The sequence below is a fragment of the Paenibacillus psychroresistens genome (assembly GCF_009728935.1).
GTDB classification, from domain to species: Bacteria; Bacillota; Bacilli; order Paenibacillales; family NBRC-103111; genus Paenibacillus_AC; species Paenibacillus_AC psychroresistens.
Genome location: NZ_CP034235.1, coordinates 4,466,457 through 4,493,447 on the forward strand (window position 1 = coordinate 4,466,457; position 26,991 = coordinate 4,493,447).

At 41.6% G+C, this 26,991-nt stretch carries 31 protein-coding genes; all 31 read right to left on the reverse strand.

The window, feature by feature from the left end; genetic code table 11:
* Positions 1–103 precede the first annotated feature (103 nt).
* Positions 104–643, reverse strand: a complete 540-nt coding sequence (locus tag EHS13_RS20540; RefSeq protein WP_155702189.1) for a hypothetical protein — start codon at positions 641–643, stop codon at positions 104–106.
* A gap of 170 nt (positions 644–813) precedes the next feature.
* Entirely contained in the window at positions 814–1,617 is an 804-nt protein-coding gene (gene spo0A, locus EHS13_RS20545) for a sporulation transcription factor Spo0A (protein WP_155702190.1), read from the reverse strand.
* A gap of 197 nt (positions 1,618–1,814) precedes the next feature.
* On the reverse strand, positions 1,815–3,143 hold the full coding sequence (gene spoIVB, locus EHS13_RS20550; RefSeq protein WP_155702191.1) for a SpoIVB peptidase: 1,329 nt from the start codon (positions 3,141–3,143) through the stop codon (positions 1,815–1,817).
* 118 nt (positions 3,144–3,261) lie between these two features.
* Positions 3,262–4,971, reverse strand: coding sequence for a DNA repair protein RecN (recN, locus tag EHS13_RS20555; protein ID WP_155702192.1), 1,710 nt, complete (start codon positions 4,969–4,971; stop codon positions 3,262–3,264).
* A gap of 12 nt (positions 4,972–4,983) precedes the next feature.
* Entirely contained in the window at positions 4,984–5,433 is a 450-nt protein-coding gene (gene ahrC / locus EHS13_RS20560) for a transcriptional regulator AhrC/ArgR (RefSeq protein ID WP_155702193.1), read from the reverse strand.
* Between the two features lie 14 nt (positions 5,434–5,447).
* The gene (locus EHS13_RS20565; protein ID WP_227013452.1) at positions 5,448–5,957 is read right to left on the reverse strand and encodes a hypothetical protein; all 510 of its coding nucleotides are present in this window, start codon (positions 5,955–5,957) and stop codon (positions 5,448–5,450) included.
* 65 nt (positions 5,958–6,022) lie between these two features.
* Positions 6,023–7,336 (reverse strand): ABC transporter substrate-binding protein, encoded by a 1,314-nt coding sequence (locus EHS13_RS20570; protein ID WP_155702194.1) that lies wholly within the window; start codon positions 7,334–7,336, stop codon positions 6,023–6,025.
* 172 nt (positions 7,337–7,508) lie between these two features.
* Positions 7,509–8,345, reverse strand: a complete 837-nt coding sequence (locus tag EHS13_RS20575; RefSeq protein WP_155702195.1) for a carbohydrate ABC transporter permease — start codon at positions 8,343–8,345, stop codon at positions 7,509–7,511.
* Positions 8,345–9,226 (reverse strand): carbohydrate ABC transporter permease, encoded by an 882-nt coding sequence (locus EHS13_RS20580; RefSeq protein WP_155702196.1) that lies wholly within the window; start codon positions 9,224–9,226, stop codon positions 8,345–8,347. Before EHS13_RS20580 ends, EHS13_RS20575 begins: the two co-directional genes overlap by 1 nt.
* A gap of 151 nt (positions 9,227–9,377) precedes the next feature.
* Positions 9,378–10,250, reverse strand: a complete 873-nt coding sequence (locus EHS13_RS20585; protein ID WP_155702197.1) for a TlyA family RNA methyltransferase — start codon at positions 10,248–10,250, stop codon at positions 9,378–9,380.
* Between the two features lie 9 nt (positions 10,251–10,259).
* Positions 10,260–12,152 carry a 1-deoxy-D-xylulose-5-phosphate synthase gene (dxs, locus tag EHS13_RS20590; RefSeq protein WP_155705446.1) on the reverse strand — a complete coding sequence of 631 codons (1,893 nt, stop codon included), beginning with the start codon at positions 12,150–12,152 and terminating at the stop codon, positions 10,260–10,262.
* Complete coding sequence (locus EHS13_RS20595) at positions 12,133–12,759, reverse strand: CNNM domain-containing protein (protein ID WP_155702198.1); 627 nt, start codon at positions 12,757–12,759, stop codon at positions 12,133–12,135. The genes dxs and EHS13_RS20595 overlap by 20 nt, the downstream gene beginning before the upstream one ends.
* An 866-nt stretch (positions 12,760–13,625) precedes the next feature.
* Positions 13,626–14,531, reverse strand: a complete 906-nt coding sequence (locus tag EHS13_RS20600; RefSeq protein WP_155702199.1) for a polyprenyl synthetase family protein — start codon at positions 14,529–14,531, stop codon at positions 13,626–13,628.
* 33 nt (positions 14,532–14,564) lie between these two features.
* The gene (xseB, locus tag EHS13_RS20605) at positions 14,565–14,816 is read right to left on the reverse strand and encodes an exodeoxyribonuclease VII small subunit (RefSeq protein ID WP_155702200.1); all 252 of its coding nucleotides are present in this window, start codon (positions 14,814–14,816) and stop codon (positions 14,565–14,567) included.
* A complete protein-coding gene (xseA, locus tag EHS13_RS20610; protein WP_155702201.1) occupies positions 14,803–16,164 on the reverse strand; it encodes an exodeoxyribonuclease VII large subunit in 1,362 nt (453 codons plus the stop codon). The genes xseB and xseA overlap by 14 nt, the downstream gene beginning before the upstream one ends.
* A 12-nt stretch (positions 16,165–16,176) precedes the next feature.
* Positions 16,177–17,043, reverse strand: a complete 867-nt coding sequence (folD, locus tag EHS13_RS20615) for a bifunctional methylenetetrahydrofolate dehydrogenase/methenyltetrahydrofolate cyclohydrolase FolD (RefSeq protein WP_155702202.1) — start codon at positions 17,041–17,043, stop codon at positions 16,177–16,179.
* A gap of 21 nt (positions 17,044–17,064) precedes the next feature.
* Positions 17,065–17,532 (reverse strand): transcription antitermination factor NusB, encoded by a 468-nt coding sequence (gene nusB, locus EHS13_RS20620; protein ID WP_155702203.1) that lies wholly within the window; start codon positions 17,530–17,532, stop codon positions 17,065–17,067.
* 73 nt (positions 17,533–17,605) lie between these two features.
* Positions 17,606–17,833 (reverse strand): DUF2273 domain-containing protein, encoded by a 228-nt coding sequence (locus EHS13_RS20625; RefSeq protein WP_155702204.1) that lies wholly within the window; start codon positions 17,831–17,833, stop codon positions 17,606–17,608.
* A 14-nt stretch (positions 17,834–17,847) separates the two neighbouring features.
* Entirely contained in the window at positions 17,848–18,408 is a 561-nt protein-coding gene (amaP, locus tag EHS13_RS20630) for an alkaline shock response membrane anchor protein AmaP (protein WP_155702205.1), read from the reverse strand.
* 76 nt (positions 18,409–18,484) lie between these two features.
* The gene (locus tag EHS13_RS20635; RefSeq protein ID WP_155702206.1) at positions 18,485–18,901 is read right to left on the reverse strand and encodes an Asp23/Gls24 family envelope stress response protein; all 417 of its coding nucleotides are present in this window, start codon (positions 18,899–18,901) and stop codon (positions 18,485–18,487) included.
* Positions 18,902–18,990: 89 nt separating this feature from the next.
* Positions 18,991–20,349 (reverse strand): acetyl-CoA carboxylase biotin carboxylase subunit, encoded by a 1,359-nt coding sequence (gene accC / locus EHS13_RS20640; protein WP_155702207.1) that lies wholly within the window; start codon positions 20,347–20,349, stop codon positions 18,991–18,993.
* A gap of 106 nt (positions 20,350–20,455) precedes the next feature.
* Positions 20,456–20,950, reverse strand: coding sequence for an acetyl-CoA carboxylase biotin carboxyl carrier protein (gene accB, locus EHS13_RS20645; RefSeq protein WP_155702208.1), 495 nt, complete (start codon positions 20,948–20,950; stop codon positions 20,456–20,458).
* Between the two features lie 137 nt (positions 20,951–21,087).
* On the reverse strand, positions 21,088–21,756 hold the full coding sequence (locus tag EHS13_RS20650) for a SpoIIIAH-like family protein (protein WP_155702209.1): 669 nt from the start codon (positions 21,754–21,756) through the stop codon (positions 21,088–21,090).
* A gap of 27 nt (positions 21,757–21,783) precedes the next feature.
* On the reverse strand, positions 21,784–22,431 hold the full coding sequence (spoIIIAG, locus tag EHS13_RS20655; protein ID WP_155702210.1) for a stage III sporulation protein AG: 648 nt from the start codon (positions 22,429–22,431) through the stop codon (positions 21,784–21,786).
* 119 nt (positions 22,432–22,550) lie between these two features.
* A complete protein-coding gene (spoIIIAF, locus tag EHS13_RS20660) occupies positions 22,551–23,282 on the reverse strand; it encodes a stage III sporulation protein AF (RefSeq protein ID WP_155702211.1) in 732 nt (243 codons plus the stop codon).
* Positions 23,283–23,308: 26 nt separating this feature from the next.
* A complete protein-coding gene (gene spoIIIAE, locus EHS13_RS20665; RefSeq protein ID WP_155702212.1) occupies positions 23,309–24,499 on the reverse strand; it encodes a stage III sporulation protein AE in 1,191 nt (396 codons plus the stop codon).
* An 11-nt stretch (positions 24,500–24,510) separates the two neighbouring features.
* Positions 24,511–24,900 (reverse strand): stage III sporulation protein AD, encoded by a 390-nt coding sequence (gene spoIIIAD, locus EHS13_RS20670; RefSeq protein ID WP_155702213.1) that lies wholly within the window; start codon positions 24,898–24,900, stop codon positions 24,511–24,513.
* A 52-nt stretch (positions 24,901–24,952) separates the two neighbouring features.
* Complete coding sequence (gene spoIIIAC, locus EHS13_RS20675; protein WP_155702214.1) at positions 24,953–25,156, reverse strand: stage III sporulation protein AC; 204 nt, start codon at positions 25,154–25,156, stop codon at positions 24,953–24,955.
* Positions 25,157–25,175: 19 nt separating this feature from the next.
* On the reverse strand, positions 25,176–25,694 hold the full coding sequence (spoIIIAB, locus tag EHS13_RS20680; protein WP_155702215.1) for a stage III sporulation protein SpoIIIAB: 519 nt from the start codon (positions 25,692–25,694) through the stop codon (positions 25,176–25,178).
* Positions 25,688–26,650 carry a stage III sporulation protein AA gene (spoIIIAA, locus tag EHS13_RS20685; protein WP_405083509.1) on the reverse strand — a complete coding sequence of 321 codons (963 nt, stop codon included), beginning with the start codon at positions 26,648–26,650 and terminating at the stop codon, positions 25,688–25,690. The genes spoIIIAB and spoIIIAA overlap by 7 nt, the downstream gene beginning before the upstream one ends.
* 72 nt (positions 26,651–26,722) lie before the next feature.
* Positions 26,723–26,989: a YqhV family protein gene (locus EHS13_RS20690; RefSeq protein WP_155702216.1), complete on the reverse strand. Its 267-nt coding sequence runs from the start codon at positions 26,987–26,989 to the stop codon at positions 26,723–26,725.
* Positions 26,990–26,991: the final 2 nt, after the last annotated feature.

Sequence of the window (26,991 nt, forward strand, 5' to 3'; positions counted from 1 at the left end):
AACGAGCACTTGTACATTATTATCTTAAATTGTGTCATATGTTGAACGTTTATGCAACTTAAAATTAACTTTGCTCATTAAAACCAGCATTTCCAGGGTAAATCTATGTAGTTTTATATATAGAAAATTCCCTTTCCACATAATATCGATTGGTCATTATCCAAACAAATTCAGTGCCAGAAGGCTGCTTCCCACGTTTTCTATCGACAAAAACCATTTGTCCACATTTCTCACAGCTATTTTTTTGTGTGTAGAAAGGCAGCTCTTTTTCATAAGTTTCACCACACTTGCATTCCACTCGAAACAATTCCTTAGGTTTGTTATAAGCTTTAGACAATTCTTCAGCTGGATCTGTTTTCTGTATCGCTTCAACAGTCTTATCTTCAATAGCTTCATGAGTTTTAATTACAATATCATTCTCTTTCATTCCCTTGACGTAAGTGAATGCCACATGCTGAGGATTTAAAGTGCGAATTTCATCCCCTACCTGTAAAATCATCGTTTTATTCTGATCAATACAATCCAAAAAATATTTGCATTGCTCTTTATTAAGCGGCAATGTTCCCTTTTGTCCTGTTGAAAGTACATAATTTACAATTAAGCAATTTCCTTCGTGCAGCTCTCCGATGTTGTTGTTTGTCATTTCTCTAACCTTCTTTTCTCAGCTTTGATTAGCCTATTCTATCAAATTTATTTAACCTTAATCAAATTTATTGAATCAAAAATCTTTTTCCAGCTAAAAACTTGAATAGAAAACGCCACCCGGCTAAGGATGACGTATGATTCTAAAGTATAAATGTAAGGGCCTACAATTTACGATACTTTATGCTCAATCCGTAATTTATCCGCAACCATCGCTATGAACTCGCTATTAGTCGGCTTAGACTTGCTGATATTGATTGTGTAGCCGAATAGGTGCGAGATGCTGTCAATGTTCCCACGAGTCCACGCAACCTCGATAGCGTGCCTTATAGCGCGTTCTACGCGGCTTGGTGTCGTTTTGTAGTGGTCAGCGATGGAAGGATACAAAACCTTCGTAATTCCACCGAGAATTTCAATGTTATTATAAACCATTGTGATTGCTTCACGTAAATATTGATAGCCCTTGATATGTGCGGGTACACCAATTTCATGAATGATACTGGTGATATTAGCATCGAGATTTCTACCTTTGGATAAAGGGACCACATTCGCTTTATGCGAAGAGCTAGACACATTCGATGTAACAGAATGACCGTTTGAAACCAACTGACGGATACGACTGGTTAAAACCTCCATATCAAAAGGTTTCAATATGTAATAAGCAGCTCCCAATTGGACAGCTTTTTGCGTAATGTTCTCTTGTCCGAATGCAGTTAGCATAATAATCTTAGGTGGATTGGGCAAATTCATTTCGCGTAGTTTTTCAAGAACACCCAGTCCATCTAGATGAGGCATGATGATGTCTAGAATCAATACATCCGGAGCTTTACGCTGCTGTTCAATGAAGCGAAGTACTTCATTTCCGTTATAAGCTACCCCTACAACCGTCATATCCTCCTGGTCGTCAATAAACTCCGATAATAGATTGGTGAACTCACGGTTATCATCCGCTAACAAAACTTCAATTTTTTGCAAATTAATGCTCCCTCCTTGGAACTTATTTGGATTTATTTGTCTATCCTAATACAAGTATTTCGACATCAATAATTAAATTCCTTCTGTCGAATATTATTTTTCTTTATTTTTTTTTAATTTTAAGATATAATTAAATAATTTTTCAAAGTTCAACAAATTTCGACAAGAAATATAGAAAAAAAGAAAGCCAAAGGCATTTAACTCGCCTTTAGCTCTTGATCATTCTTTCTTAATAAAATTCCCGCATCCTGCAGCATCCATTCAATAAAACAGCCATATCCACTGGTTGGATCATTAACGAATACATGAGTCACGGCACCAATGATTTTACCATTCTGGATAATTGGACTTCCGCTCATCCCTTGAACGATACCACCTGTTTTATCCAATAGCCGCGGGTCTGTAATTTTGACAATCATTCCTTTGGTTGATGGGAAGTCTTGCCGAGTTACGTGGGTTATCATCACATCAAATTTCTCAACCTTCTGTCCGTCCAGTACGGTATAAATCTGTGCAGGCCCTTCCTTCACATCTTCAGCAAATGCGACTGGAATAGCTTCGTTCTGAAAGCTATGCTCAGGCTGCTCACGCATTTTACCGAAAATTCCGAAAGCTGTGTTCTTCTCTATATTTCCCAAAATTTTACTATCCTTAAAGAATATAGCCCGTTTTTCTCCTGGCTCACCATGATGGCTTTTCGCGATTGAAGTAACATTAGAATGGACAATCTCTCCACCGCCTACGACGATTGGCGTTTGAGTATCCATGTCTGTTATAACATGCCCCAGTGCCCCATATACTTGCTGATCAGGTGCATAGAAGGTTAATGTACCAATCCCCGCAGCGGAATCACGAATGTAGAGCCCTAAGCGATATGATTTATCAATAATGTCATATGCGGGTTGAAGAATGACCTTCATTCTAATACCGTTACGTTGAACAACAAGCTCTAATGGCTTTTTGGCTTCGCCCGCTTCGGAAACAAATTCCGAGACCTTGGAAACGTCATTCAACATCGTACCATTAATGCTCATGATCAAATCGCCAACTAAAATCCTTGCATCTTCACCTGGTGAAATTTTTCTGTTATCCGCTATGGAGACTAAATGATGGCCTACAATCATGATACCTGCTGATTTAAGCTTTACTCCAATGGTTTGTCCACCTGGCACAACCTTTAAATCAGGCATTACATTTACTTTTACCGTTTTTAAAGGAATTTTCCCAAACAGCTTCAGCTTCAGCTCTGTGACGCCAGATTCTCCGGTTTGCAAGTTGATGGGTTCGTTTAAATTAACGCGAAACGAGGGCTGTGAGTGGCCATTGACACGCAGAATATTCGGATCCTTCACAGTCAGCATTGCACTAACAGGCATCGAAAGCTTTAATTCTTTATCCTGCCCAGAGAATAAGCGCAGCTGATTCGGAAAGGATGCAAAATTCTGAAATGGCGTGGAGCAAATCAGTAAACCAAGTAAGAAAACAAGCATAAGTCCGATCCATCTTTTTGTATGTGTGGGCTTCAAGCAGGTTACACTCCCCTTCTACTGCCTGACGAAAAGGTATTTCGTCAATTGCGTACCTTTAAGTTAACCCCACGCCATACGTTTTATTACTGAAAATCATCCCTCAAATCGCAAAATTTCATACCTTAACATTCTGAATATCTTTTTTCTTTTGATTCGCCATTCGCAGCATTTCCTGTGCATGCTCAAGAGTAGTTTCTGTAATCTCAACGCCTCCAAGCATCCTAGCAAGCTCATTCACTTGGCCTTGTACATTTAAGTCCTCTACTTGCGTAAACGTTCTCTCGCCTTCCACAATCTTCTGAATTAAATAATGGGCATCCGCCATACAAGCAACCTGTGGCAAATGAGTAATCGAGAAAACCTGACAAGCGCCCGACAAGACAGAAAGCTTCTCGGCAATTGCTTGTGCTGCGCGTCCGCTGACTCCTGTATCAACCTCATCAAAGACAAGGACTGGTATCCGATCAACCTTAGCAAAGATCGATTTCATCGCAAGCATGATTCGTGAGAGTTCTCCTCCAGAAGCAATTTTACTCATTGGGCGTAAGGGCTCTCCTGGATTAGCCGAGATAAGGAATTCTACCTGATCGCAGCCATTACGTGTCAGCTTGTCCTCCAGCCGCTCAATGCGTACTGAGAATCGCGTCCGTTCCATCTGCAAATCACGTAATTCTCGCTCGATTTCTGATGCTAGGATTGTTGCGCTTTTCTGGCGTTGTTTGGATAAGGTATAAGCCAGGCTAGTGGCGATTTTTAATTCAGCATTCGCGTTTTCTTGAATCTGCAGCAGCAGCTCATCTTTATTCTCAATTAATTGAAGCTCATCTTGTATCTTATGTAAGTACTGTAGAATCTCCATTACATTCACACCATATTTGCGGCGAAAAGAAGCAATTAAATGTAAGCGTGTTTCGATTTGATCAATTCGTTTTGGGTTAAATTCAATTTGATCCCGGTAATCTCTCAGCTGAAAAGCTGCATCTTCCAATTGGTAAAATGCAGACTGCACCTGATCCAGCAACGGCTTTAATTGGCTTGGATCTAAACCTGCGATCTCCTGCAAGCGTTGAATCGATTTATTGATTGCATCTAATCCGCTTTTATTAGCATGAATAGCATCATAGGCTTCAGATGAATTCTGAAATAATTTCTCTGCATAGCTTAGTTTGCGCTTTTCTTCCTCTAATAATTCATCCTCCGCTGGTTTTAAATCTGCTTCTGTTATTTCATCTACCTGAAACAAATATAAATCACGCATTTGCAGGGCTTGCTTGCTGGTTTCTTCCAGAGCAGCAAGCTGTTTATTTAAACCAATATAACGATCATAAGAGGCTTGATATTGCTGTTTCATCCCCTCTATCGCTACACCGCCAAAAGCATCCAACCAACTCATGTGCTCTTCCGCTTTCAACAAAGATTGATGCTCATGCTGGCCATGAATATTGACTAACCATTCGCCAACCTCACGCAGCATCGTTAAATTAACCAGCTGTCCATTAATTCGACTCGTGCTTTTCCCTTGTGCCGATAAATCCCGTCTAATAATTAAGCTTTCTTCGGAGGCTGCTGTGATACCTATTCGTTCAAGAACTGCCCATACGGGATGATCGCTGACAATTTCAAACAACGCTTCGATTTCCGCTTTATCCGTTCCATATCTAACCCATTCCGAAGAACCGCGTCCACCTGCAATTAAAGTTAAGGCATCAATCACAATTGATTTACCTGCACCTGTTTCCCCAGTCAGTACTTGAAATCCATGGCGAAAAGAAAGCTGAACCGATTCAATAACAGCTAAATTCCGAATACTTAAATGCACTAACATCCAATCACCCCGCTAGTTTATCATCGCTAAAATTTGGTTAACCACTAAGCTGCTATGTTCTTTGGTCCGACATATAATTAAAATGGTATCATCGCCACAAATCGTTCCCATCACTTCATCCATCTCCAAATTATCCATTAGCATCCCAATGGCATTGGCTGTACCTGGCATACATTTCAGAACAACTAAATTCTCTGCATAATCAATACTAGTGAAATGATCAGTAAGCGTTCGTTTTAATCTTTGCAGCGGATTAAAGCGCTGCTCAGTCGGTAAAGAGTATTTATAGCTGCCATTATCCAAAGGAACTTTAATCAGATGTAAATCCTTGATATCTCTAGAAACCGTAGCTTGAGTAACCTGAAATCCAGCGTTACGTAAAGCATTCACCAAATCATCCTGTGTTTCTACATCTTGATTGTTTAGAATTTCACGTATTTTAAGATGCCGTTGACCTTTCATTGTGGAACTCCCCTTTAAATTTCTAACTCAAATTGTATTTTTACTATTTTTTGCAAGGAAACGTCTACATAAAGCACACCAGCAGCTTCTAAATAAATCAATTGATAAGGCAGAAGCTGATCCCGTATGGAGCTGCCTCTCATTTCAAATGGATTACGCGAACGGGCAATCTTAACGACATACCACTTATCCTCACTCTGCGCAAAGTGATCGACAAAATAACGGCTAAATAGCTCCTCCTGATCATCAACAAGCATCCGAATCGGTATCTTCCGTTTCGTTGTCATTACTTCATAACCTGCATTTTCAAGCAAGGCTACTGCATCAGTAACAGGAATTTCTTCATCTGGAACTAAAACCCACTTGCTTTGAGCGCTTTTGTTCAAACGGCTGCGTAAACCCATAAACAGAGCTATTCCTATTATACCGATTATCAGCAATAGCACCAACTGGTCTCCAGATCGCATGGAATCACCCCAATCTACTACTTCGCTTCGTTTTATGAAAATCCCTTTATTATCCACAAACAAATAAAGCAAAAACACCCGCCAATTGAGCGAGTGCCTTCTCTTCTACGACTAATGCCGTTCTATTTTTTCAAGCTATCCCATGTACTTTGGAAATCTGCCAGCAATTGATCCTTGGTCTTCTTCTTAGCCACATACGCCTGCATGGAATCACCAAATTTCTTACTTGATGCTTCCCCTCCAGGGAACTTGAACCAATTCCAAGTAAGGACTTTACCATCCTTGGCGTATTTAATAATATCAGCCGCTAACGGCCCTAACACTTTTTCATCTGCATTTATTGTCGTGAACGCTGGAATGAATTTAAATTCATCTGTAATGAATTTTTTGCCGACATCTGTGCTAACCATCCAATTTAAGAAGCTCTTAGCTTCATCTTTAACGGCAGAGCTTTTATTAATAACCCAGTTATTAGGAACACCTACAGGCAATTTATCATTGGCAGCTGCATCGTCATTGATTGGCATTGGCAGAAAGCCAACATTGATGCCTGGATTGGTTTTCGTGAGATCAAGCTGAGTCCAATTCCCTTGCTGGGTCATGGCCGCTTTGCCAAGTGCAAAATCCGTCACTTCCGTCTTATAATCGGTTTGGAGCGGGTTTTTATTGCCGTATTTTAAAGTTAAATCAAACAGCTTCACCCAATCATTAAATATGGCATTACCTGGTATCTTGCCCGTCCCCTTATTTAAAGTGTCAATAAACGCATTGGGATCTGGCTGCTGTGCGAAAGGAATGTTTACAAAGTGATTTCCCAATACCCACCATTCGCCATATCCATTCTCAAAAGGTGTGACTCCTGCCGCTTGCAATTTTTTGGCTGCATCCTCCAATTGAGTTAGAGTTTTAGGTGGGGCTGTAATACCTGCCTTTATAAACAAGTCTTTGTTGTAAATAAAGCCATAGCCCTCGAGATTAAGCGGCTGTCCATAGAGCTTGCCATCTTTAGTCATTGGTTCATTAGCGCCCTTAACTAAATCCTTGACCCAAGGCTGGTCTGATAAATCCTCAAGCTGATCCAACCAAAGCTCTAAATCCGAGTATCCGCCATTGTTAAAAATATCCGGCTTATCACCAGAATTGAATTTCGCTTTTAGTGCCGCACCATAATCTGCACCGCCACCAACGGTTTCAATTTGAATCTTGACGCCTGGATTTTCTTTCTCATATTCCGCAATCATTCTACCTAACGGTTCGGCAATTTCAACTTTAAACTGAAATATTTTGATCGTTACATTCTTCGTCCCAGCAGGACTGCTTGAAGCACCTGCAGCTCCAGACGCTGATGGAACTACCTCTTCATCCTTTTTACCACAACCTACAGCTGTCATCGCAAGTAATACAAAGATCAAACATAATATCGTTATTTTTTTCATTTCTTGATAACCTCCCGGTATATGTGTGGAATTGCTATTTTGCCAGGATAAACGACTCCGCCTTCTTTCTGAAAGAAAACAGTGCGTTTGTCCGGAATTCTAAGATCAGCAGCAAAAAAACTTCTACTTTCTTAGAATTTAGAAAAGCTCTCGCTTTTACAACACAGTTGGACTAGCCTTTAACAGAACCAGCAGTAATGCCCTCAATAATATGGCGTTGTAAGGCTAAGAAGAAGATGATGATCGGAGTGACTCCCAATACCAATGCAGCAAGCGCTAAATCCCATTGCTTTGTATATTGCCCAAAAAAAGAAAATGTAGATAATGGAATCGTTCGCAGCTTCGGATTGTTGAGGATTAAGCTTGGCAATAAGAAGTCATTCCAGATCCACAAGCTATTAAGGATAAGTACTGTGATGCTCATCGGCTTCAATAACGGAAACACAATACGGACAAAAACTCCGTATGGGTTGGCTCCATCTACGACTGCAGATTCCTCTATTTCTCGAGGTATTGACTTCACAAATCCGTGATAAAGAAAAACATTCAACATGACTCCAAAGCCTAGATAACAAACAACTAAACCATAAATGCTATTCATTAAATGAGCCTTATCTGCTACTCGTACCAATGGAATCATAATAGACTGAAACGGGATAACCATCGCAGCTACAAAAGCAGCGAACAAAGCCAAATTGAAACGAGTTGGCATTCGTACCATGCGATAAGAAGCCATTGAACTGATCAAAATCAATCCAATATTACTAAATACGGTGATCATCAAGGAGTTAAGAAAAGCTTTGGGAAATTTCATAATCGTCCAGACCTGCTTATAGTTGTCAAAATATAGCTTGTGCGGCAAATTAGAAGCATTTAATAATATCTCAGAGAAGCTTTTTAGCGAATTGACGATTACAAAATAAAACGGAACCAAGAACAAAAGCGCAAGGATGATTCCTAAAACTTCAAGCAAAAATATTTCAAGGGTGTAACGCTTTGTAGAATCCATTAAACCTCCACCTCTTTTTTCTTCGTGTACGCCACTTGAATGACTGTAATCAGCGCAACAATGACAAAGAAAATCAGTGCTTTAGCCGTTCCTAACCCATAGCGGTTGTTACGAAAAGCTTCTTGGTAAATGTTTAACGCAATCGACTCTGTAGAATTATAGGGTCCTCCTTTTGTAAGGGAGAGCACGATATCAAATATTTTGAATGCCCATGAAATGCTTAAAAAGAAACAAACCGTCACCGAGGGCATTATCAACGGGAGCTTTATGCTGCGAAACAGCTGCCAACGGCTAGCTCCATCAATTCGAGCAGCTTCCAATAGATCACTTGGCACATTAGCGAAGCCAGCAATATAAATAATCATTAAATAGCCCGCTCCCTGCCAAACACTTACAATTATAATTCCCCAAAAACCGGTTGCCGCATCCCCTAGCCACGGTAATTGAAAAAAACCAATGTGCGTGATCTCTCCAATAGAGGCAAAGCCTTTTATAAAAATAAATTGCCAGATAAAACCTAGCAGCAAGCCTCCAATAACATTGGGCATGAAAAATATTGTACGTTGGATATTTTTAGTTTTGAGTGGTTGAGTAAGCATAAGCGCAAGCAGCAAACCAACTGCATTCGTCAGCACAACCTGTACCAAGGCCAAACGAAATGTAAAATAGAAGTCATCTCGAAATAACGTATCATGAAATAAGATTTGCTTGTAATTGTCTAGGCCTACCCACTTAACGGCTGTTGATATCCCATTCCACTCTGTAAAGGAATAGTAAACACTCATAACCAACGGGATTACAATGATAACTATAAACACAAGCAATGCTGGCCCGACAAAGACGGTTTGCTGCAGCCATTGTCCTAATCTTCTCCTAGTCATATGCACTCACCCCTAAATTTGTTTAATGCACTGTTTATAATGATGTGCGTTTATCCGAATTCTTAACCATTTTTAAATAATTAAACATGCAAAAAAAGGGTATCAAACCATGAGAAATTGGTTTGATACCCTTTGTATGAGTGGAGATAAATTAGAACTTACTTGCTACTTTAAAGGTTGATGTAGCTTCAAGCACGGTGTCATCGATTTTCTTATGCCAATGAGGCTCCAAAGTCGGTATCACACTTTCAGCTTCATCATCTAAGCCTTCTACACTCTTGTCTAAAGTCCAATAAGCGAGAAATTCTATATTGCCTTCGCCGCCAGTAATTGGCGAAAAAGTGAGCCCTTTTAACTGAAATCCTTGTTTTGCTGCGAACTCCAAGACCGTATTCAGCACTTCACGGTGCACGGCTGAATCACGGACAACGCCGGATTTGCCAACTTTATCCCGTCCAGCTTCGAACTGGGGTTTGATCAAGGCAATGATCTTGCTGCCTGAGGCCAATAAATGCTTCAACGGCGGCAGCATCAACCTAAGTGAGATAAACGAAACGTCAATAGTTGCAAAATTGGCTTCATTACCTTCGGGTAAGTCAGTTGGCTGCAAATAACGGAAATTCGTTCGTTCCATCACATGAACACGTGAATCGCTGCGCAGGGACCAATCCAATTGATTATACCCAACATCAATAGCGATTACGTGCGCGGCTCCATTCTGCAAGGCACAATCCGTAAAACCACCGGTTGAAGCGCCAATATCCAACATAATAACATCCTGCACAGAGATTGCAAAAAACCGCAATGCTTTCTCCAGCTTTAATCCCCCACGGCTAACGTATGGATGAATGGCACCTTTTACGGTTATTTTCACTTCACGGGATAGCTTGGTCCCTGGCTTTTCAATACGCTCTTCGTCGGCAAATACAAGTCCTGCCATCAAAGAGGCTTTAGCTTTTTCACGACTTTCAAAAAATCCTTGTTCTACTAAAAGGATATCAATGCGTTCTTTCGTCGATGACATAGCGGCTCCTCACATTAAAGCGCGCTGTCTTTTACGCGGCATCATCAATTTTACTTGTTGAATCAGGTTTTCGACAGTTAGATCTACCTCAGCACGCTGTTCTTTAATACTGCCGTGCTCTACATAATAATCAGGGATTCCTAAACATTTAACCTGCATCCCGTAAATATCTTTACTTGCATAGAATTCTAGAACTGCACTGCCAAAGCCGCCTTGCAAAGCAGCTTCCTCCATAGTAATAATATGGGTCTGTTCCTTGGATAACTTCAAGAGCATATTCTCATCTAACGGTTTAATGAAACGTGCATTGATTACTTGAAGCTTAATTCCTTGAGCTTCAAGTGTCAAAGCGGCTTCTTCCGCTATCTGCACCATCGGTCCAACTGCAAGCACGGTGATTCCTTCACCTTCACGTACAACCTCCCAGGTTCCAATGGGAATGGCTTGCATGACTTTATCTTGGACAACGCCTGTTCCGTTGATTCTAGGGTACCGTACAGCAATAGGGCCCTGCTCATAGTCCAAAGCAGTCTTCAGCATATGGCGCAGCTCATTCTCGTCCTTAGGCATCATTAATACCATGTTTGGAATATGGCGCAAGAAAGCAATATCATAGATCCCTTGATGAGTCTCTCCGTCTGGTCCAACAAAACCTGCACGGTCAATCGCAAACACAACATTTAAATTTTGACGGCATATATCATGAACCACCTGATCATAAGCTCGTTGCAAAAAGGTCGAATATACAGCAAATATAGGCTTCATGCCTTCTGATGCCAATGCTGCGCACATTGTGGCTGCATGCTGTTCAGCAATTCCTACATCAATCATCCGTTTAGGGAATCGTTGCCCGAATTTAATTAAACCAGAGCCGCTAGGCATAGCAGGTGTGACCGCGATGATTCGCTCGTCGTTCTCAGCAAGCTCAATAATTGCTTGTCCAAAAACGTCCGTATACATCGGATGCCCTGCTGACTTAACCACTTCACCTGATTCCATCTTGTAAGTGCCTAAGCCATGCCAGATCATTGAGTTCTCTTCAGCGTGTGAATAACCTTTGCCCTTAAGTGTCACAACATGAACCATAACAGGACCACTGGCTTTCTCAGCTTGCTTCAAGGTATCAATAAGCTGAGGTAAGTTATGTCCATCAACCGGTCCAAAATAAGTGAAGCCCAGCTCCTCGAATAATACACCAGACACTAATAAATATTTTAAGCTATGTCGAACCCGCTCGGCTGTTTTTGCTAAAGTACCACCAATTGCAGGAATCTTTTTCAGAAGATGATCGAGCTCTTCCTTGGCTTTCTTATAATGCTTATCTGTACGGATTTTACCTAAATAATTATGTAATGCGCCCACATTAGGGGCAATTGACATTTCATTGTCATTCAGGATCACCAGCATATTCTTCTTCTCGTGGCCGATATGATTCAAGGCTTCAAAAGCCATACCTCCAGTTAAGGAGCCATCGCCAATAATGGGGATTACTTGATGCTGTTCACCTTTAAGATCACGTGCTATTGCCATCCCCATGGCAGCAGAAAGCGATGTACTGCTATGTCCAGCTTCCCATACGTCATGCTCGCTTTCCGAGCGCTTCTGAAAGCCGCAAAGCCCTTTATACTTGCGCAAAGTATCAAACAAATGCATACGCCCAGTTAACATTTTGTGCACATAGGCTTGGTGCCCCACATCGAAGATAAACTTATCCTTAGGACTGTCGAACAAATAATGCAGGGCTAGGGTTAGCTCAACCACACCTAAATTTGGAGCTAAGTGTCCGCCAGTTGCGGCAAGCTTCTCAATTAGAAATTGTCTGATTTCATTTGCAAGTGTTTCCAAATCGCCTATGGACAAACGTTTCAAATCACTAGGTTGATTAATTGTTTCGAGCATGATTTTTCCCTCGCTTTCCATTGGACGATTTAGTTTTACGTTTAGGCCCGAAAATGCGAATTCGAAACCGTTTCTCAAGCTGATAAAAAATTTGGCCAATAAAAAGCACGATCGAAGTGGAGTAATGAATCGCAAATGATTTTCCCATTGCCTTACCACCAACGGTTAACGCTGAAACAATCGCTGTAAAAATAACGGTGACTGCTGTTCGCATAAAATCATCGCCATCACCATAGGTGTTTAATAATTTAATCACTACTATAGTTACCGCCGCTCCACTAATAACACTAGTGATATCGCCAATAACATCATTGCAAAAGTTAGAAAAACGATCTGCATTTCGAACTATATAGATGGCTTGTCGGGAGCCGCTCACCTTCTCCGAAGCCATCCCATGGAAGGGGGCTTCATTGGCTGATGCTGCCGCCAAACCCAAAATATCGAACACGACACCAATAAAAATCAAAATGATCACAATCAGCATGCCAATGCCCCAGCTAACTCCATCCAAAAGGCTAGACGAAGCTACCGTGAAGATGCATGCCATAACGAAAGTGACCATAGATATTAATACGCTCCAACGCATGGAGCTCTTAATTGAAAATTTCATGGAACTTTCTCCTGTTGTAGTGCAAGAATAAAAATAGTGAGAGAGTGGCAGCTTTTTGAGTAAACGCTGTGGCTTAGGTCCAGTAGGTTTTCCCAGACAAGACACCCTAGCGTTGCCGGAAGGGCGGTTTCCCTTTATGCTCGTCTTGATGGCGTTGCCGTTCATCAGACTGGATTACCACTTAGTCCACACTATAATCCCCAAAAAGCCTCACATTGTAAACAGTCTAGGAGTTTTCCTCGGCAGCCCTTAACCATTCCTTAGCCTCTTTTGCAAACCAGATTTCATATAGCATCCGCAGCAAGTTCCTTTGGCCTAAGAAACGAGCTCCTACCATCTATAATCCCCTCTGAATTCACTCAAGGCAGGCTACGCTGCACACAAGTCGTTTTAGCATAACGAATTAATTAAGAATAATGTCATTATACAAGTGAGACCCGCAATTGCAGGTTCATACCCCAAGCCGTAACCGAGCGCACGGTGGCGCAAAAGCTACGCACTTGGGCCTCCGCGGAGGCAGGGTCAACGCCCACATGCCATTGTGGATCGCCCTACTACCTTAACTCCCAGCATCAGCCCCCAACTGGGCGTCGAAAGCCAACACAAGGAACTTCATCGATGTGCCCTTTGACGAATTTTTAGACCCGTCCTCAGGAATGGTAGACTGACTAGAATACTGCACCACTCACATAATTCACTGAGACCATTATAGCACAGGATATAAAAGATGCTCAATGATAGGTTATGAATATGCTGGTAACGGGCAACAATTAACGATTCCATTCCAACTGAACGCGAGCCATCTCGCGGATTTCTTTCGAATGGAAAAGTAGCATGTTGCCCTTTAACAGTATAGTAGTAGTAGTCTAGCTGTCTCTGTCCACTAAATAATCTGCTAATTGCAGCAGCCTCTCCGGATTAATGAAGCCAGCCGCTATTATAGCTGATTTTGCTTCTTCCGTGAGCTGTCTGACTTTTTCTTGTGAAGGAGCTATTCCCAATAAATAAGGGTAGGTAACCTTTTGTTGTTTTTCATCGCTTTTCACGGGTTTCCCTAGTTTGGACTCATCGCCTATTATATCCAGAATATCATCTTGTATTTGAAAAGCTAACCCAATTTTGTAGCCAAAATTTTCTAATGCAAGCAGCTGCTGGTCCGTCGCATTAGCCACTCTTCCACCTGCACGAAGTGAAAATACAATTATATCCCCCGTTTTATGCCGATGAATATAATCAAGCTCCTCAATTCGAGTAATACCTTGTTCCCCTAAAGTATCGGCAGCTTGCCCGCCTACCATCCCCATTGCCCCTGCTAATATTGCAAGCTCTTCGATAATTTTCAAAGCTTGCTCTGGTAATATAGGAGCAATTCGTAAAACTTGGGTCGCTTGGTAAAAGGCTTGGGTCAGTAAAGCATCCCCGGCAAGTATCGCCATAGCTTCTCCAAAAACTTTATGATTGGTTGGTTTTCCTCTGCGAAGATCATCATTATCCATTGCTGGCAAATCATCGTGGATAAGTGAATAAGTATGTATCATTTCAATTGCACAAGCTATTGGCATTGCAGCGTCAATCGTACCACCTAAAGCCTCGGCGGCGGCAATAACCAATATGGGCCGCAATCTCTTGCCGCCTGCCATTAGTGAATATTGCATGGCATCTCGCAATGCACCAGGAATATCCCAGCTTGCTGGTATTGCTTGGCCAAGCTCTTGCTCCACTTTTGCTGCATGCTCTCTCACGTATTGTGCAATAGTTAATTGGCTTCCCACTTTACTTCACCCTTTATTACATACTTAATTTATTTAAGCTTCATCTGCACCGTTGGTAAATGGTTTTTTATTCAAAGCCCCATTCTCTTCAACGAGAATTTCAATTTTACGTTCAACCTGTTCCAGCTTTTGGCTGCATAAATGGGATAGTTTCATTCCCTCTTGGAATAAATCAATTGCTTTCTCTAAAGGAACATCACCGTTTTCCAATTTCCCAACAAGCTGTTCCAGCTGATCCATCGCTTCTTCAAAGCTAAGTACCACATCTTCTTTAATCTTGGCCATTCGTAATCTCCTCCACCGCCCAAATATGACAATCCATTCGACCATCTTTTAAAGTAATGTTCACTATGTCACCTAATTGCACTTGGGTTACAGATTTAATTAGGTTTTTCTTATTCTCGTCATATACAAGACTGTACCCACGCTGCATAACCTTCAAAGGACTTAATGCATCCAATTGCTTCAGCTGTGTATTCCAGCGATATTGATGTGATTTCAGCAATGTTTGCATGGCAAGCAGCAATTGTCGCTCCGCTTGACCCACTCTTCGCTTAGTATATAGAACCTGCTCTTGCGGATTGAAGCCACTTAATCGCTGTTCCAGCTTCAGCTTTTTCTGCTCTGCACGGGTCACCTTATTCTGAATCTTATACCGCAGCTGCTCCGTCAAACGATCGAGCCGTTCTGTAGGCTGAATCAACTGTTTACGTGGATTAAGCAGATATGGAGATCGCTTTACCCGCTCTAAGCGCTCACGCTTTGCTTGCAGCTCCTGGAATAGCCCACGCTGCAAACGATTCGTAAGCTGAGCCATCTGCTGCCTCAGCTCCATGTGATGCGGTACAGCCAATTCTGCTGCCGCTGTAGGAGTAGCCGCTCGTAGATCCGCTGCAAAATCAGCAATCGTAAAATCCGTTTCATGGCCAACCGCTGAAATAATCGGAATCACGGATGCAAATATACTGCGCGCAACGGCCTCTTCATTAAAAGCCCAAAGCTCTTCTAGTGATCCGCCGCCGCGTCCAACAATTAAAAGATCGACTTCTTTTCTAGCATTCATTTCTTTAATCGCTTTAACTATCGCAGGTGCCGCTTGTGTGCCTTGTACCAAGACTGGATATAGTAGAATAGGTATCGTCGGAAACCTGCGCTGCAAGGTTATAATGATGTCTCGAACTGCTGCACCCGTAGGGGAAGTAATAATGCCGATTGCTTTGGGAAAGCGTGGAATCTGTTTTTTACTGCTTGCAGCGAATAATCCTTCCGCTTCCAGCTTTTGCTTTAATTGCTCATAAGCCATATACAAGCCGCCAATGCCATCTGGCTGCATTTCAGTCACATAGAATTGATATTGTCCATCCCGCTCATATACGGAGATATTCCCTCGAGCAATAACTCGGGTTCCCTCTCGCGGCATAAACGGCAATCGTTGATTTTGTTTAGCAAACATAATCGTCTTGATGCGGCTGTCAGTATCTTTTAAGGTAAAATACATATGCCCACTGGAATGATGGGTAAAATTAGAAATCTCCCCGCGTACCCAAACATCCTGCAATAAATCTTCACTCTCTAGAACCGCTTTTATATATTTATTAAGATCCTTAATGGAGAGAATCGCTTCACGTTTCATAGTGAGTCACAGCTAAGCATGCACAGAAGCCGAATTCGCCTTCTTCGCCGCTTCCAAGGTATTACGCAAAAGCATAGTAATGGTCATCGGGCCAACAACGCCAGGTACAGGGGTAATATAACCTGCAACCTCAACAACATCGTCAAAATCAACATCTCCAGCAAGCTTGCCCGTATCCAAACGATTAATGCCTGCATCTATTACGACAGCACCTGGTTTAACATGGCCTCGTTTTACCATCTTTGCTCGACCTATTGCTACGATTAGAATGTCTGCTTGCTTTGTTATTTCTTCCAAGTTTGTTGTTTTGGAATGGCAAATAGTCACAGTGGCATTCTCTCGCAGCAGCAGCATAGCCATCGGTTTACCCACTATATTGCTTCGCCCAATGACAACTGCATGCTTGCCTGCAATCGGAAGATTCAGATGCTTTAAGATCTCAATAATGCCTGCTGGCGTACAAGGTAAGAAGCTTTCTTTACCAATCATTAGGTTGCCGACATTAATCGGATGAAAGCAATCCACATCCTTGTCTACAGCAATAGAATCAATGATACGATCCTCGTCAATATGTTTCGGCAACGGCAATTGCACCAAAATCCCATTGATTTTCTTATCTGCATTCAGTTGTGCAATTAACGCAAGCAAATCCGCTTGTGAGGTTTCTGCAGGCAAGCGATGAACTTCGGAATAAATCCCAGCCTCTTCACAGGATTTAGCTTTATTCCGTACATATACAGCGGAAGCTGCATCATCGCCTACTAAGATAACCACTAGACCTGGTTGAATGCCTTTAGCTGCTAAAGCTTGCACCTCTTGTTTGATTTGTTCGCGGACATGCCCAACAATTTCTTTACCATTAATTATGTGTGCCGTCATTAAATACCGCCCCTTATCTAATTAATTTCCCGTTGCCATAGGATGCTTAGCTTTTATCTCGTCTAATTCTTTGATCATCTTACCCAAAACTCCATTAACGAATTTACCTGATTCCTCTGTCCCAAAATGCTTAGAAAGCTCAATTGCTTCATTCACAACAACCTTAGGTGGAACATCATCACGGAAAATCATTTCATAGGCTGCTAGACGAAGCACCTCTTTATCTACCTTGGATAAACGATCAATTTGCCAGCCTTTGAGATATTCAACTAATAATTCATCAATAAGAACTTTATTCTGTTCTGTTCCGACAACCAGCTCTTCGATATACTTGGGATCAATTTTCTCATCCTTAAGCTCCATTTCGCTTTCATTGTCGTTCTCTGCCTCATCAATAGCCATAGCAATGGCAACACTTGCTGTAACCTCATTCATTTGCATTTGATATAAGCTTTGTAATGCAATCTCTCTCGCCAGTCTTCTTCTCATTCTTGATCCTCCTAAATTAAAAAACCTATGAATGAACAACCTCATGTTAAGAGGAGTTGCCCTTCACAGGATTTCATCTGAACATTCTCCATCGATCCGTCAACCAATGCCATAAATGCTCCGCACGGACAGCAGGTTCCTTGTGATCTAACCTTTTCCCAATATAATAACCAATAAAAACAATGAAAGCAAAAATCAGCATGTCCCAGAAACCCCAGATCAAATAAATAAATCCAAAGAAGATTCCGATAATGGCTCCGATTAATTTACCTTTATGATTGGTTAACCATTCATTCCACATGGAATCGCCCACCTTTATTCCACTCTACTTTTAAACGCCGGACTTGCTTGAATAATATTCGCAACAAAAACAGAAACAGAAGCAACTGGAATTCCTGTGACCTCTTCAATTTGAGTTTTCACGGTTTGTTGAATTTCTTCGGTTAGATTAGGAATCGAGCTCTCTCCATCAACCAAAGTCCGAATAATAATTTCCAAACCACTGGGGCTAATGGATACTCTTGCTTTTAGGTCCTTAACTCCACGCGAACGTTGAGCTGCCTTAAGCGCTAAATTCTCCACCGTGTCCACGGAAATGCGAATATCTCCAAAATCAGTACGTTGATCAATCGAAGGCGAATTCACACTGCTTGGTCGAACAGCAATATAGAACATACGAATACCAATCAAGAGAATAATCATACTAGCCGTAATAAACCAGACAGCCGTTTTTGATTCATAATAAACATCACGTACAAATTTAATCGTTGAATCATAAGGAACGACTCCAAATGCCGCCAGCAATAATAAACAAGCGCTCCCAATAATAGTTAAGCTTAGTATAAACAAAAGAAGTCGGTCGATGATTTTGGCCAAAATGCCTGTCCCCTTCCAATATTAGAGGGAACCCCCTGCATCCTGTAGGGGGTTCTCCTGTCATACCCTATTTCAATTATTTAACACGAAGCATAATTCCGTTGTCTTCCTCAGTCTTTTCTTTATCGACTGCTTTGAAATGCACATCATGAACATGTACATTCACTTCAACAACATCCAAGCCAGTCATCGATTCAATCGCCTGCTTAACATTACGTTGAATGTCGTGTGCTACCTCAGGGATCTTGTAGCCATAATTAATAATTATCGAAACATCCACCGCTGCTTGGCGTTGTCCTACTTCAACCTTAACACCCTTGGATAAATTCTTCCGTCCAAGCAACTCAGCAATCCCACCGGCAAACCCACCGCTCATGCCTGCTACACCTTGAACTTCTATAGTTGCTAAACCAGCAATAACCTCAATAACCTCTGGTGCAATTTGAATACTACCCATATCTGTTTTTTCATAATCTGCGGCTATAGTAGTCATACATAAACGCCTCCTAACTCTTATAAATACTATACCATCCTTGAAAATATATGACAAATATCAAGTTAAGATAAATGACTATACTATTTTTAAGAATGCGGGTCATTCACATCATGATCTTCAAGGAATTTAATATCAAAATCCCCTTTGATAAAGGTGTCATGCTCTAGTAAACGTTGATGGAAAGGAATTGTTGTATGAATACCTTCAATTGAAAATTCGCTCAATGCTCTCTTCATACAGGCAATAGCGTCCTCACGCGTTTTTCCCCAGACAATTAGCTTGGCAATCATAGAATCATAATGAGGTGAAATCGTATATCCCGGATATGCTGCGCTATCTACTCGCACACCTAAGCCACCTGGAGGCAAATAAAAACTAATGGTTCCTGGTGAAGGCATGAAATTACGATTGACATCTTCAGCATTAATCCGGCATTCAATGGACCAACCATTAAAGACAATATCCTCTTGTGTGAAAGAAAGCGGTTCGCCTTCTGCCACTCTAACCATTTCTTTAATTAAATCAACGCCAGTAACCATCTCCGTAACGGGATGCTCCACCTGAATTCGCGTGTTCATTTCCATGAAATAAAATTTACCGTCAGGGCTTAATAAAAACTCCAAGGTTCCAGCTCCTGAATAGTTCACAGCTTTTGCTGCTCTAACTGCTGCATCTCCCATTTGCTTGCGGATTTGAGGAGTAATAATCGGACATGGGGATTCTTCCAGCAGTTTCTGCCTTCTACGTTGGATGGAACAATCACGCTCACCTAAATGAACCACATTGCCATGTTTATCGGCAATAATCTGAATTTCCACATGCTTCATACCTGTTAAGAACTTCTCTAGGTAAACACCGGAGTTACCAAAAGCCTTTTGAGCTTCTTGTTGTGCCGATGTGATTTGTTGAACTAAGGATTCTTCATCTTCAGCGATCCGAATTCCTTTACCACCGCCACCTGCAGTAGCTTTAATAATAATCGGATAGCCAATATCACGAGCAATGCTTAGAGCATCCTCTATATCTTCCACTAATCCATCTGAACCAGGAATAATCGGGACATTAGCAGCCTTCATCGTCGATTTGGCAACTGATTTATCGCCCATCTTGCGAATGGCATCTGGTGAAGGACCGATAAAGGTAATATTGCATTTGCCACAAATTTCTGCGAAGTCTGCATTTTCAGCTAAAAAGCCATAGCCAGGATGAATCGCATCTGTATCTGTTAAAGTAGCAACACTCATTATATTAGTAAAATTCAAATAGCTGTCGCGTGACAAGGTGGGCCCAATGCAATAAGCTTCGTTTGCGAGTTTAACATGAAGCGAATCGCGATCGGCTTCAGAATAAACAGCAACCGTGTAAATGCCCATTTCTCGGCAAGCTCGGATAATACGAACCGCAATTTCTCCACGATTCGCAATGAGTACCTTATGAAATTTCATTTATGTATTCCTCCTAAGAGTTTTCGTGAGAAAACTCACTTCGTAAGCATGATCTTTGAAACTGGCTTCGTAAGCATTAAATAATTAAGCTTACGCAGCGGCGTTATTATATCTTTACTAAGAAAAGCGGTTGGCCGTATTCAACTAATTGACCATTTTCAACGAGGATCTCAACAATTTCACCTGTTGTATCTGCTACAATATCATTCATCAACTTCATCGCTTCAACAATACAAACCACTGTTCTCTCTTTTACTTTATCTCCGACCTTAACGAATGGACCCGATTCAGGTGAAGAAGCGTGATAGAAAGTACCTACCATGGGAGATACGATGCGATGCAAGTGAGACTGGTCTGCGATTGCTGAAATTGTTGCTTGATTCGCTGAACCATTGGATTGAACATCTACTGCTTGTTGATTTTGAATTGGAGCTGCCATTTGCTGATAATGTGCTGCAGGTGCCGATGTCACAATAACGGATTCTGTTTTATTCGGTTTGCGAATAAGCAGTCTGGATCCTTCATTCTGAATCTCAAGCTCTTGAAGCGTGGATTGATCCACTAGTTTAATTAATTCTTTGATTTCGCTTAATTTGAACATCAGAAACTCACTCCTATAAGTTACATTAAAAATACATAGACTTTGAAAAGGATAAGACTAACGTTAGTATTATAACACAAACCAATGAAATGGAAAGAGCCCAGTTTCACCGGACTCTCAAAGTCGAACCTATTTAGTTAGTTTTGTTCCGGCATAACTTCAATGGAAATGTCCTTAATCCCTACATTTAGTTCCTTCATAACTAAATCTATTATGCTAACCGCCTGGCTATTTTCTAATTTATTATCTTGGAGAACAACCTTCCATTTATTCGCTGCTTGCGTAACAATTACATTAGGAAAGTCCTTACCTAGCGCTTCCTCGACGTCATTGATCTTAGCTGTTTGAGTTTGAATGACCTGCAGATCATCATATGCCTTACCCACTGCTTCTGTATTTTGCTTGGAATCGGTGATGATGGTCATTAAGCTATCCATTTGTTTAGCAAGATTATCATTGCGTTGCATTTGTTGAGCCATAATGTAATCTTCATTCGACTTGCCTTGCTGCTCGACCTTCTCTAATACGGCTTCATCTGTTATTTTATCTGTTATTTTATCTGTTATTTTATCAGTAGTCGATTCCACACTCGTTTCGTTATCCGTTTGCGCTTGTGTAACTGTATCTGGATTATCTAAAGTATCCGGTGTTGTTACTTTTGTATCCACAATGATTTGTTCCGTTTCTGAAGCATTTTTTGCCGAATCCAGCTTACTTGCATCCTCTGTAAATAAGTAATAGGCAGATAGCACCACCATCAAGCTTAACATCGATACCAACCATATGGTTTGTCGTTTTGAATTCATTGTTCTTTCCTCCTGGGAATTTATTTTTTAGGATTGCTTACGCGGTAGAATCGAAATACGATTGCTAGGGACATCCAGTCCTCGTTCCACAGCTTCGAGAAGCAGCTTTTTCACTGTTAAATTCTCAACGCCATTCGCTACGACAACGACCCCCCTTATTTTGGGTTTGGTATATTTCAACACATACGGATTCTGATCGCCTGAGCTTTGATAAAGCACGGACTCACCGTTGCGAGTAACATCGGTAATATGGCGTGTCGCTCCATTGTGATCATTTTCGGTTGTTACTTGCTGTGTATCTTGGATGTTCTTATCCAGCTGAACTTCTTCGGTAGAATCAATCGTCACTAATACCTCGACAGCACCAACTCCAACAATTTTTTGCAAAATATCTCGCAGCTCTGCCTCATATTCGCGCTCGTACTCACTAAAAACTGATTTATCTTTACTGCTTCCACTGCCTAATGTCGGCTTCGTATCCACATTTTCCGGGGAAGCGCGTCCTGCTGTATTGGGATCAACATCATGTACAGTGGGGAAAGAAAATGTATTGAAAATCATTAAGGCACTGCCAACTAAGCCAATTAATAACAGCCAACGAAACGTCTTTACTTTTTTGGTCCCATTCGGACCGCCGCTTAACCATTGCTCCATCTTTTTCAAAAAGCTGCCCATCCTGCGCTTCACCTCCCTCTGAAAGAATAACTGGCTGCTCAATAAGCTTGTCTATCATTTTTATGACAACAAGTCCAAAAAAATGCTAGAGATGTGGAATAATAAAAAATAATAATTTATTAGCTGCTAATTCGAACCTGACTTGGTTTCAACTGCCATTCCTTGGCAATGAATTGTTTGACTTCATCCTGAATGGCTGTGAGCGGTTCATCCTTAATTGAAGATGCAGGCTTGGTTTGGTTATCCCCATTATCTGTTGTTTTTAAGTCTATAACGACTGGTTCAACAGGTTTCATTGCGGCGATAAAAGGTTTCTGCGAGGATTGAGGCGAATCACCTTTTTTGTCTTCTTGCCCACTTTCACCTAGCACCACTTTAACTTGATCAATAGTTGGCTTTCCGTTATCGTCCAATTGAGTGGTGACTTGCAGAGTTTTAACTATTACCTGATTTTGACTTTCAATACTTTCCTTCATAGAGACCGCAAGCTGAGACTCCAATAGCTGTTTAGCTTGCTTTTGATTAGCTGTTTTGAGCTCATTGGATTGTGTAACGATCTCAGATAAGGACTGCATTTGATCTCCTTTGGCCGAAGTCTCTCCGAGTGCAGCCTGCATCCATTGATTCGGTGTCCAGCGATGATGAAACAGCTCATATAAGGGAGATAAAAGCACCAGCAGCAGGAATAATCCGATCACAGTTCGTACATATCGTTGGAGAGCGTGGCTCGGTAATAACAGGTCAGTGAACGAAGCAAGCAAGATTATTAAGATCAATTCCTTGACCCACCCATTTAACCAGACCATAACTAACCTCGATTCCAACAAAGGGTAATAGGCTGCACCATCCATTGAGCTGAAGTGTTTGCCTTATAGGATCAACGCATCATAACCGATACATTTCCAGCGGTAATAATTATGGTGATGGCGAGAAAAAACATAAATCCTACAGCGGCTAAAGCAGCGAAGACATATATCATATTTTTACCAATGATTTGGAGGCACTGGATGATCGGGCTATCGCCCATAGGCTGTAAAATCGCTGCAGAAACCTTAAAGATCAGAGCCAGTACCAATATTTTTACCGCCGGAAAAGCGCAGAGCAACACTAGAATAACAACTCCGGTAATGCCAACAGCATTCTTAACCAATAATGAGGCACCTACAACAGTCTCCGATGCATCAGAGAACATTCGACCGACAACTGGCACGAAGTTGCCTGTCACATATTTAGCAGTACGAATGGTTACCCCATCCGTTACGGCTCCAGTTGCACCTTGTACAGACATAACTCCTAGAAAAACAGTTACAAAAAAACCTAGTAAACCTACGGCAATGGAACGCATAAGATTGGCTAGCTGCGTGACTTTGTAACGTTCAGAAATCGAGCTAATTACATGCAATAAGGTAGAGAGGAACAATAAAGGAAAAACAACCAAATAAATAGCTGTGCCAATCGTATGAATCATAAAAACAATTAAAGGATGAAAAATAGCAGCTGAAGTTAAATTACCCATTGAAGCCAATAAAGTCAGTAAAAGCGGTACAATCGCCAGCATGAAATGAATCATGCCGGAAATAGCATCTTTTGCATAACCCAACGCTGTATTCAAGCTGTTCATAGCAAGCACAATTAGAACCATATAAGAAACGGCATAAGCCACTTTATTAACGCTGCTTTTCTCAAAAGAGCTCTGCAGGGTTTCAAGAATCATGCTAAATACCGTCAGAATTACAATGGTCGCCAGCAGCTTTCCATTCATCAATACTTCCCGAAAAAAGAATTGAAATAGCCCTTTGAGGATATTGGAAGGGTGCAGCCCTTTGCCTTTTGGAACTAATAGCTCCATAAAGCTTGGAGGTTGATTATCTGTAAAATAGCTGCCATAATCCTTCGTTAGCTCTGCCCAATATTTCTCAACTGGATCCAGCTGCAGTTGGTTAGCTTGCGATTCAACAAGCGGATCTACTACTGGCGCCGGGGTTGGTGCAGCATGGATGGTTTGAACGGGACTGCAAAACAATAAGCCTATGAGTATAAACAGTGTACATATTAGCCAAAAGCGCATTCTGCCCTCCACTATGTCGGCATTAATTGAATGACGCTTTCTACGATGACAGAAATTATTGGTACCGCCATAACCATAATTAATATTTTACCAGTAAGCTCTATCTTAGAAGCTACAGCTTCTTGCCCTGCATCACGCACAATTTGTGCACCAAATTCAGCTATATAAGCAATGCCGATAATTTTTAATATTGTTTTTAAATACATCGGATTGATGCTCGAATGCAGCGTTAAGTTTTGTAATAATTCAATGATGGTATGAATTTTGCCAATTAGAAACATGAAGATGATAATACCGGTGAATGTAGTTAACAAAAAAGCAAACAAAGGCTTTTGCTCTTTAATAATTAAAGCCAATACGGTTGACAAGAGACCCAGTCCGACGATCTGAATGATTTCCACTCAATCACCTTCATCCACTTTTATCTATTCAAACAGGGTTATTGAAACAAGGTTATTGAAACAGAAAGATCGTTTTAATTTCTTTAAATAAATCGTTCAGCATATGGATGACCATAAACATCACTACCACAAATCCAATTAACGTCACCCACTGTGCCATATCTTCTTTTCCCATTTGCTTAAGCACGGTATGAATCATTGCGATAATGATGCCGATGCCGGCAATTTGAAAGATCGCATTCACATCTACGTTCATGGTTGGCACCTCACCATAATCAATACATTAGGATTACGACGAGCGTCGCACTGAGCAGGCCTAAGCTTTTCCACATTTTCTCATACCGCTTCTGCTCCTCCCCAGCCGTCAATTCCTCGGTTTGTAGCTGGCTGGCTGTTAGCCGCAAATGTTTGATCTGATCCTCACGGTCCGTAATTCCTAGAGTTAAGCCAAGCTGCAGAAAAGCTTCTTTTTCTGTGGATTTCATAGCTGTGTGCTGCCAACAATTATCTATTGCCGAACGCCAGCTTTCTTCTGTTGTAAGTTCTCCAGAGCCTGCTAATTGTTCCCCTACCTGATGAAATAACTGAGATAATGGCTGAGGAATTTGGCGGCTTATCGTCAATAAGGCACTGGGTAAGGGAGTAAATCCGTAAGATATCTCTGTTTCCAGCCTTTGTAAAGCTTGAACCAGCTGGCGGATTTGTCGAGGTCGACGTGAGAGCTGCAGGGCTTGGTAAAAACCGAGCATCGTACCAGCAAACAAGATTAAACATGCCCCTATCAGCCTTACCATCGGACTCTATTGCCACGGCTGTCATAAACCTCATGTACAGCTGGAGTCCCTCCGGCATTATGCAAAATCACATAACGAGCGAAAACTTCGCTTGCAATTAAATGCTGCATAACAGGACGCTGACGAATATCATCTAAATCATGGCCATGAGCACTTGCAATGATACGAATGCCCGCATGAAGAGCTTCATGAATAGCAGTGGCATCTTCTTCACGGCCAATTTCGTCTACAACAATTACTTCTGGCGACATAGCACGAATCATCATCATCATTCCCTCCGCCTTTGGGCATCCATCCAATACATCCGTTCGCGGACCAAGATCGAATGTGGGAACCCCGCTTACACAGGCAGCCAGCTCAGAACGCTCGTCCACAACACCAACCTTAAGTCCCCTCATATCCATATTTCCGCCCCAGAATCCATAGCTGATCAGCCGAGTTAGATCACGAATTAAGGTGGTTTTACCTTTTTGTGGGGGGGATATAACTAAGGTGTGATGTACGGTTCGTGAATCCAGATCTGCTAAAGCCGGAAGTACCTTCTTACCACAATCCAACACCTCACGTGCAATCCGGATATTAAAGCTGCTTATATTACGGATATGCTTCACACGCCCTTGTTCCAATACGGTACGACCCGCTAGCCCAACTCGATGTCCACCAGCAATGGTGATGTAGCCCCTTCTAAGCTCTTCCTCGTAAGAGTAGACGGAATGGTTCGTCAATACGTCCAAGAGCTTAGCACAATCCTCTCTTGTTGGATGAATAGCCTCCTGAGGATTTAAACTAACCTTGCCGTGAGAAGTAACGAAGCCATATTGGCTTCTGTAGATAATTTCCAACGGACGCCCCTCACGAATCCGGATCTCTTCCAGTGAACCGCGAATGTCATCTGAAAGCTGAATAATAGCCATCCTAATAAGCTTTGGCAGCCATTCCTCAATGCCTACAAACATGACCATTCTCCTCCATAACCCCTATAACTGTTCTACAACATATGTATGCTTGGACGAGTAAAATATGCTTGTTCATTTTTTAAGAATACCAAAAAAGAGACAGCTAACTCCCGTTAAAATCCAGAGCATTTTGCTTACCGATAGCTTATCTGCAACGCCTAACAGCCCAATTGTCGTTGTAGCTAATAGAATAAATGGGCCTACTACAGCAAGACCGGAATTAATCAACAACGCTTTCTCAACTTGGTTGTAGCGAATCATCAGCAATGCAGCAATTAATTCAATACTGCCCGAAAGCAGCCTTAGGCTCGCCATACTCATCACAAATTTATTAATCAATG

Bases quoted from the DNA above. Each gene is read 5' to 3' on its own strand.
- recN (WP_155702192.1), bottom strand. From the start codon at position 4,971: ATGTTAGTGCATTTAAGTATTCGGAATTTAGCTGTTATTGAATCGGTT.
- EHS13_RS20585 (WP_155702197.1), bottom strand. From the start codon at position 10,250: ATGTCATCGACGAAAGAACGCATTGATATCCTTTTAGTAGAACAAGGA.
- EHS13_RS20575 (WP_155702195.1), bottom strand. From the start codon at position 8,345: ATGGATTCTACAAAGCGTTACACCCTTGAAATATTTTTGCTTGAAGTT.
- folD (WP_155702202.1), bottom strand. From the start codon at position 17,043: ATGACGGCACACATAATTAATGGTAAAGAAATTGTTGGGCATGTCCGC.
- spoIIIAC (WP_155702214.1), bottom strand. From the start codon at position 25,156: ATGAACGTAGATGTGAATGCGATCTTTCAAATTGCCGGCATCGGCATC.
- spoIIIAB (WP_155702215.1), bottom strand. From the start codon at position 25,694: ATGGTAAGGCTGATAGGGGCATGTTTAATCTTGTTTGCTGGTACGATG.
- spoIIIAE (WP_155702212.1), bottom strand. From the start codon at position 24,499: ATGCGCTTTTGGCTAATATGTACACTGTTTATACTCATAGGCTTATTG.
- spoIIIAA (WP_405083509.1), bottom strand. From the start codon at position 26,650: ATGTTTGTAGGCATTGAGGAATGGCTGCCAAAGCTTATTAGGATGGCT.
- accB (WP_155702208.1), bottom strand. From the start codon at position 20,950: ATGTTCAAATTAAGCGAAATCAAAGAATTAATTAAACTAGTGGATCAA.
- EHS13_RS20635 (WP_155702206.1), bottom strand. From the start codon at position 18,901: ATGACTACTATAGCCGCAGATTATGAAAAAACAGATATGGGTAGTATT.
- xseA (WP_155702201.1), bottom strand. From the start codon at position 16,164: ATGAAACGTGAAGCGATTCTCTCCATTAAGGATCTTAATAAATATATA.
- EHS13_RS20580 (WP_155702196.1), bottom strand. From the start codon at position 9,226: ATGACTAGGAGAAGATTAGGACAATGGCTGCAGCAAACCGTCTTTGTC.
- xseB (WP_155702200.1), bottom strand. From the start codon at position 14,816: ATGGCCAAGATTAAAGAAGATGTGGTACTTAGCTTTGAAGAAGCGATG.
- EHS13_RS20595 (WP_155702198.1), bottom strand. From the start codon at position 12,759: ATGAAATTTTCAATTAAGAGCTCCATGCGTTGGAGCGTATTAATATCT.
- ahrC (WP_155702193.1), bottom strand. From the start codon at position 5,433: ATGAAAGGTCAACGGCATCTTAAAATACGTGAAATTCTAAACAATCAA.
- spoIIIAG (WP_155702210.1), bottom strand. From the start codon at position 22,431: ATGGGCAGCTTTTTGAAAAAGATGGAGCAATGGTTAAGCGGCGGTCCG.
- nusB (WP_155702203.1), bottom strand. From the start codon at position 17,532: ATGAGAAGAAGACTGGCGAGAGAGATTGCATTACAAAGCTTATATCAA.
- EHS13_RS20625 (WP_155702204.1), bottom strand. From the start codon at position 17,833: ATGTGGAATGAATGGTTAACCAATCATAAAGGTAAATTAATCGGAGCC.
- accC (WP_155702207.1), bottom strand. From the start codon at position 20,349: ATGAAATTTCATAAGGTACTCATTGCGAATCGTGGAGAAATTGCGGTT.
- EHS13_RS20650 (WP_155702209.1), bottom strand. From the start codon at position 21,756: ATGAATTCAAAACGACAAACCATATGGTTGGTATCGATGTTAAGCTTG.
- spoIIIAF (WP_155702211.1), bottom strand. From the start codon at position 23,282: ATGGATGGTGCAGCCTATTACCCTTTGTTGGAATCGAGGTTAGTTATG.
- EHS13_RS20540 (WP_155702189.1), bottom strand. From the start codon at position 643: ATGACAAACAACAACATCGGAGAGCTGCACGAAGGAAATTGCTTAATT.
- EHS13_RS20570 (WP_155702194.1), bottom strand. From the start codon at position 7,336: ATGAAAAAAATAACGATATTATGTTTGATCTTTGTATTACTTGCGATG.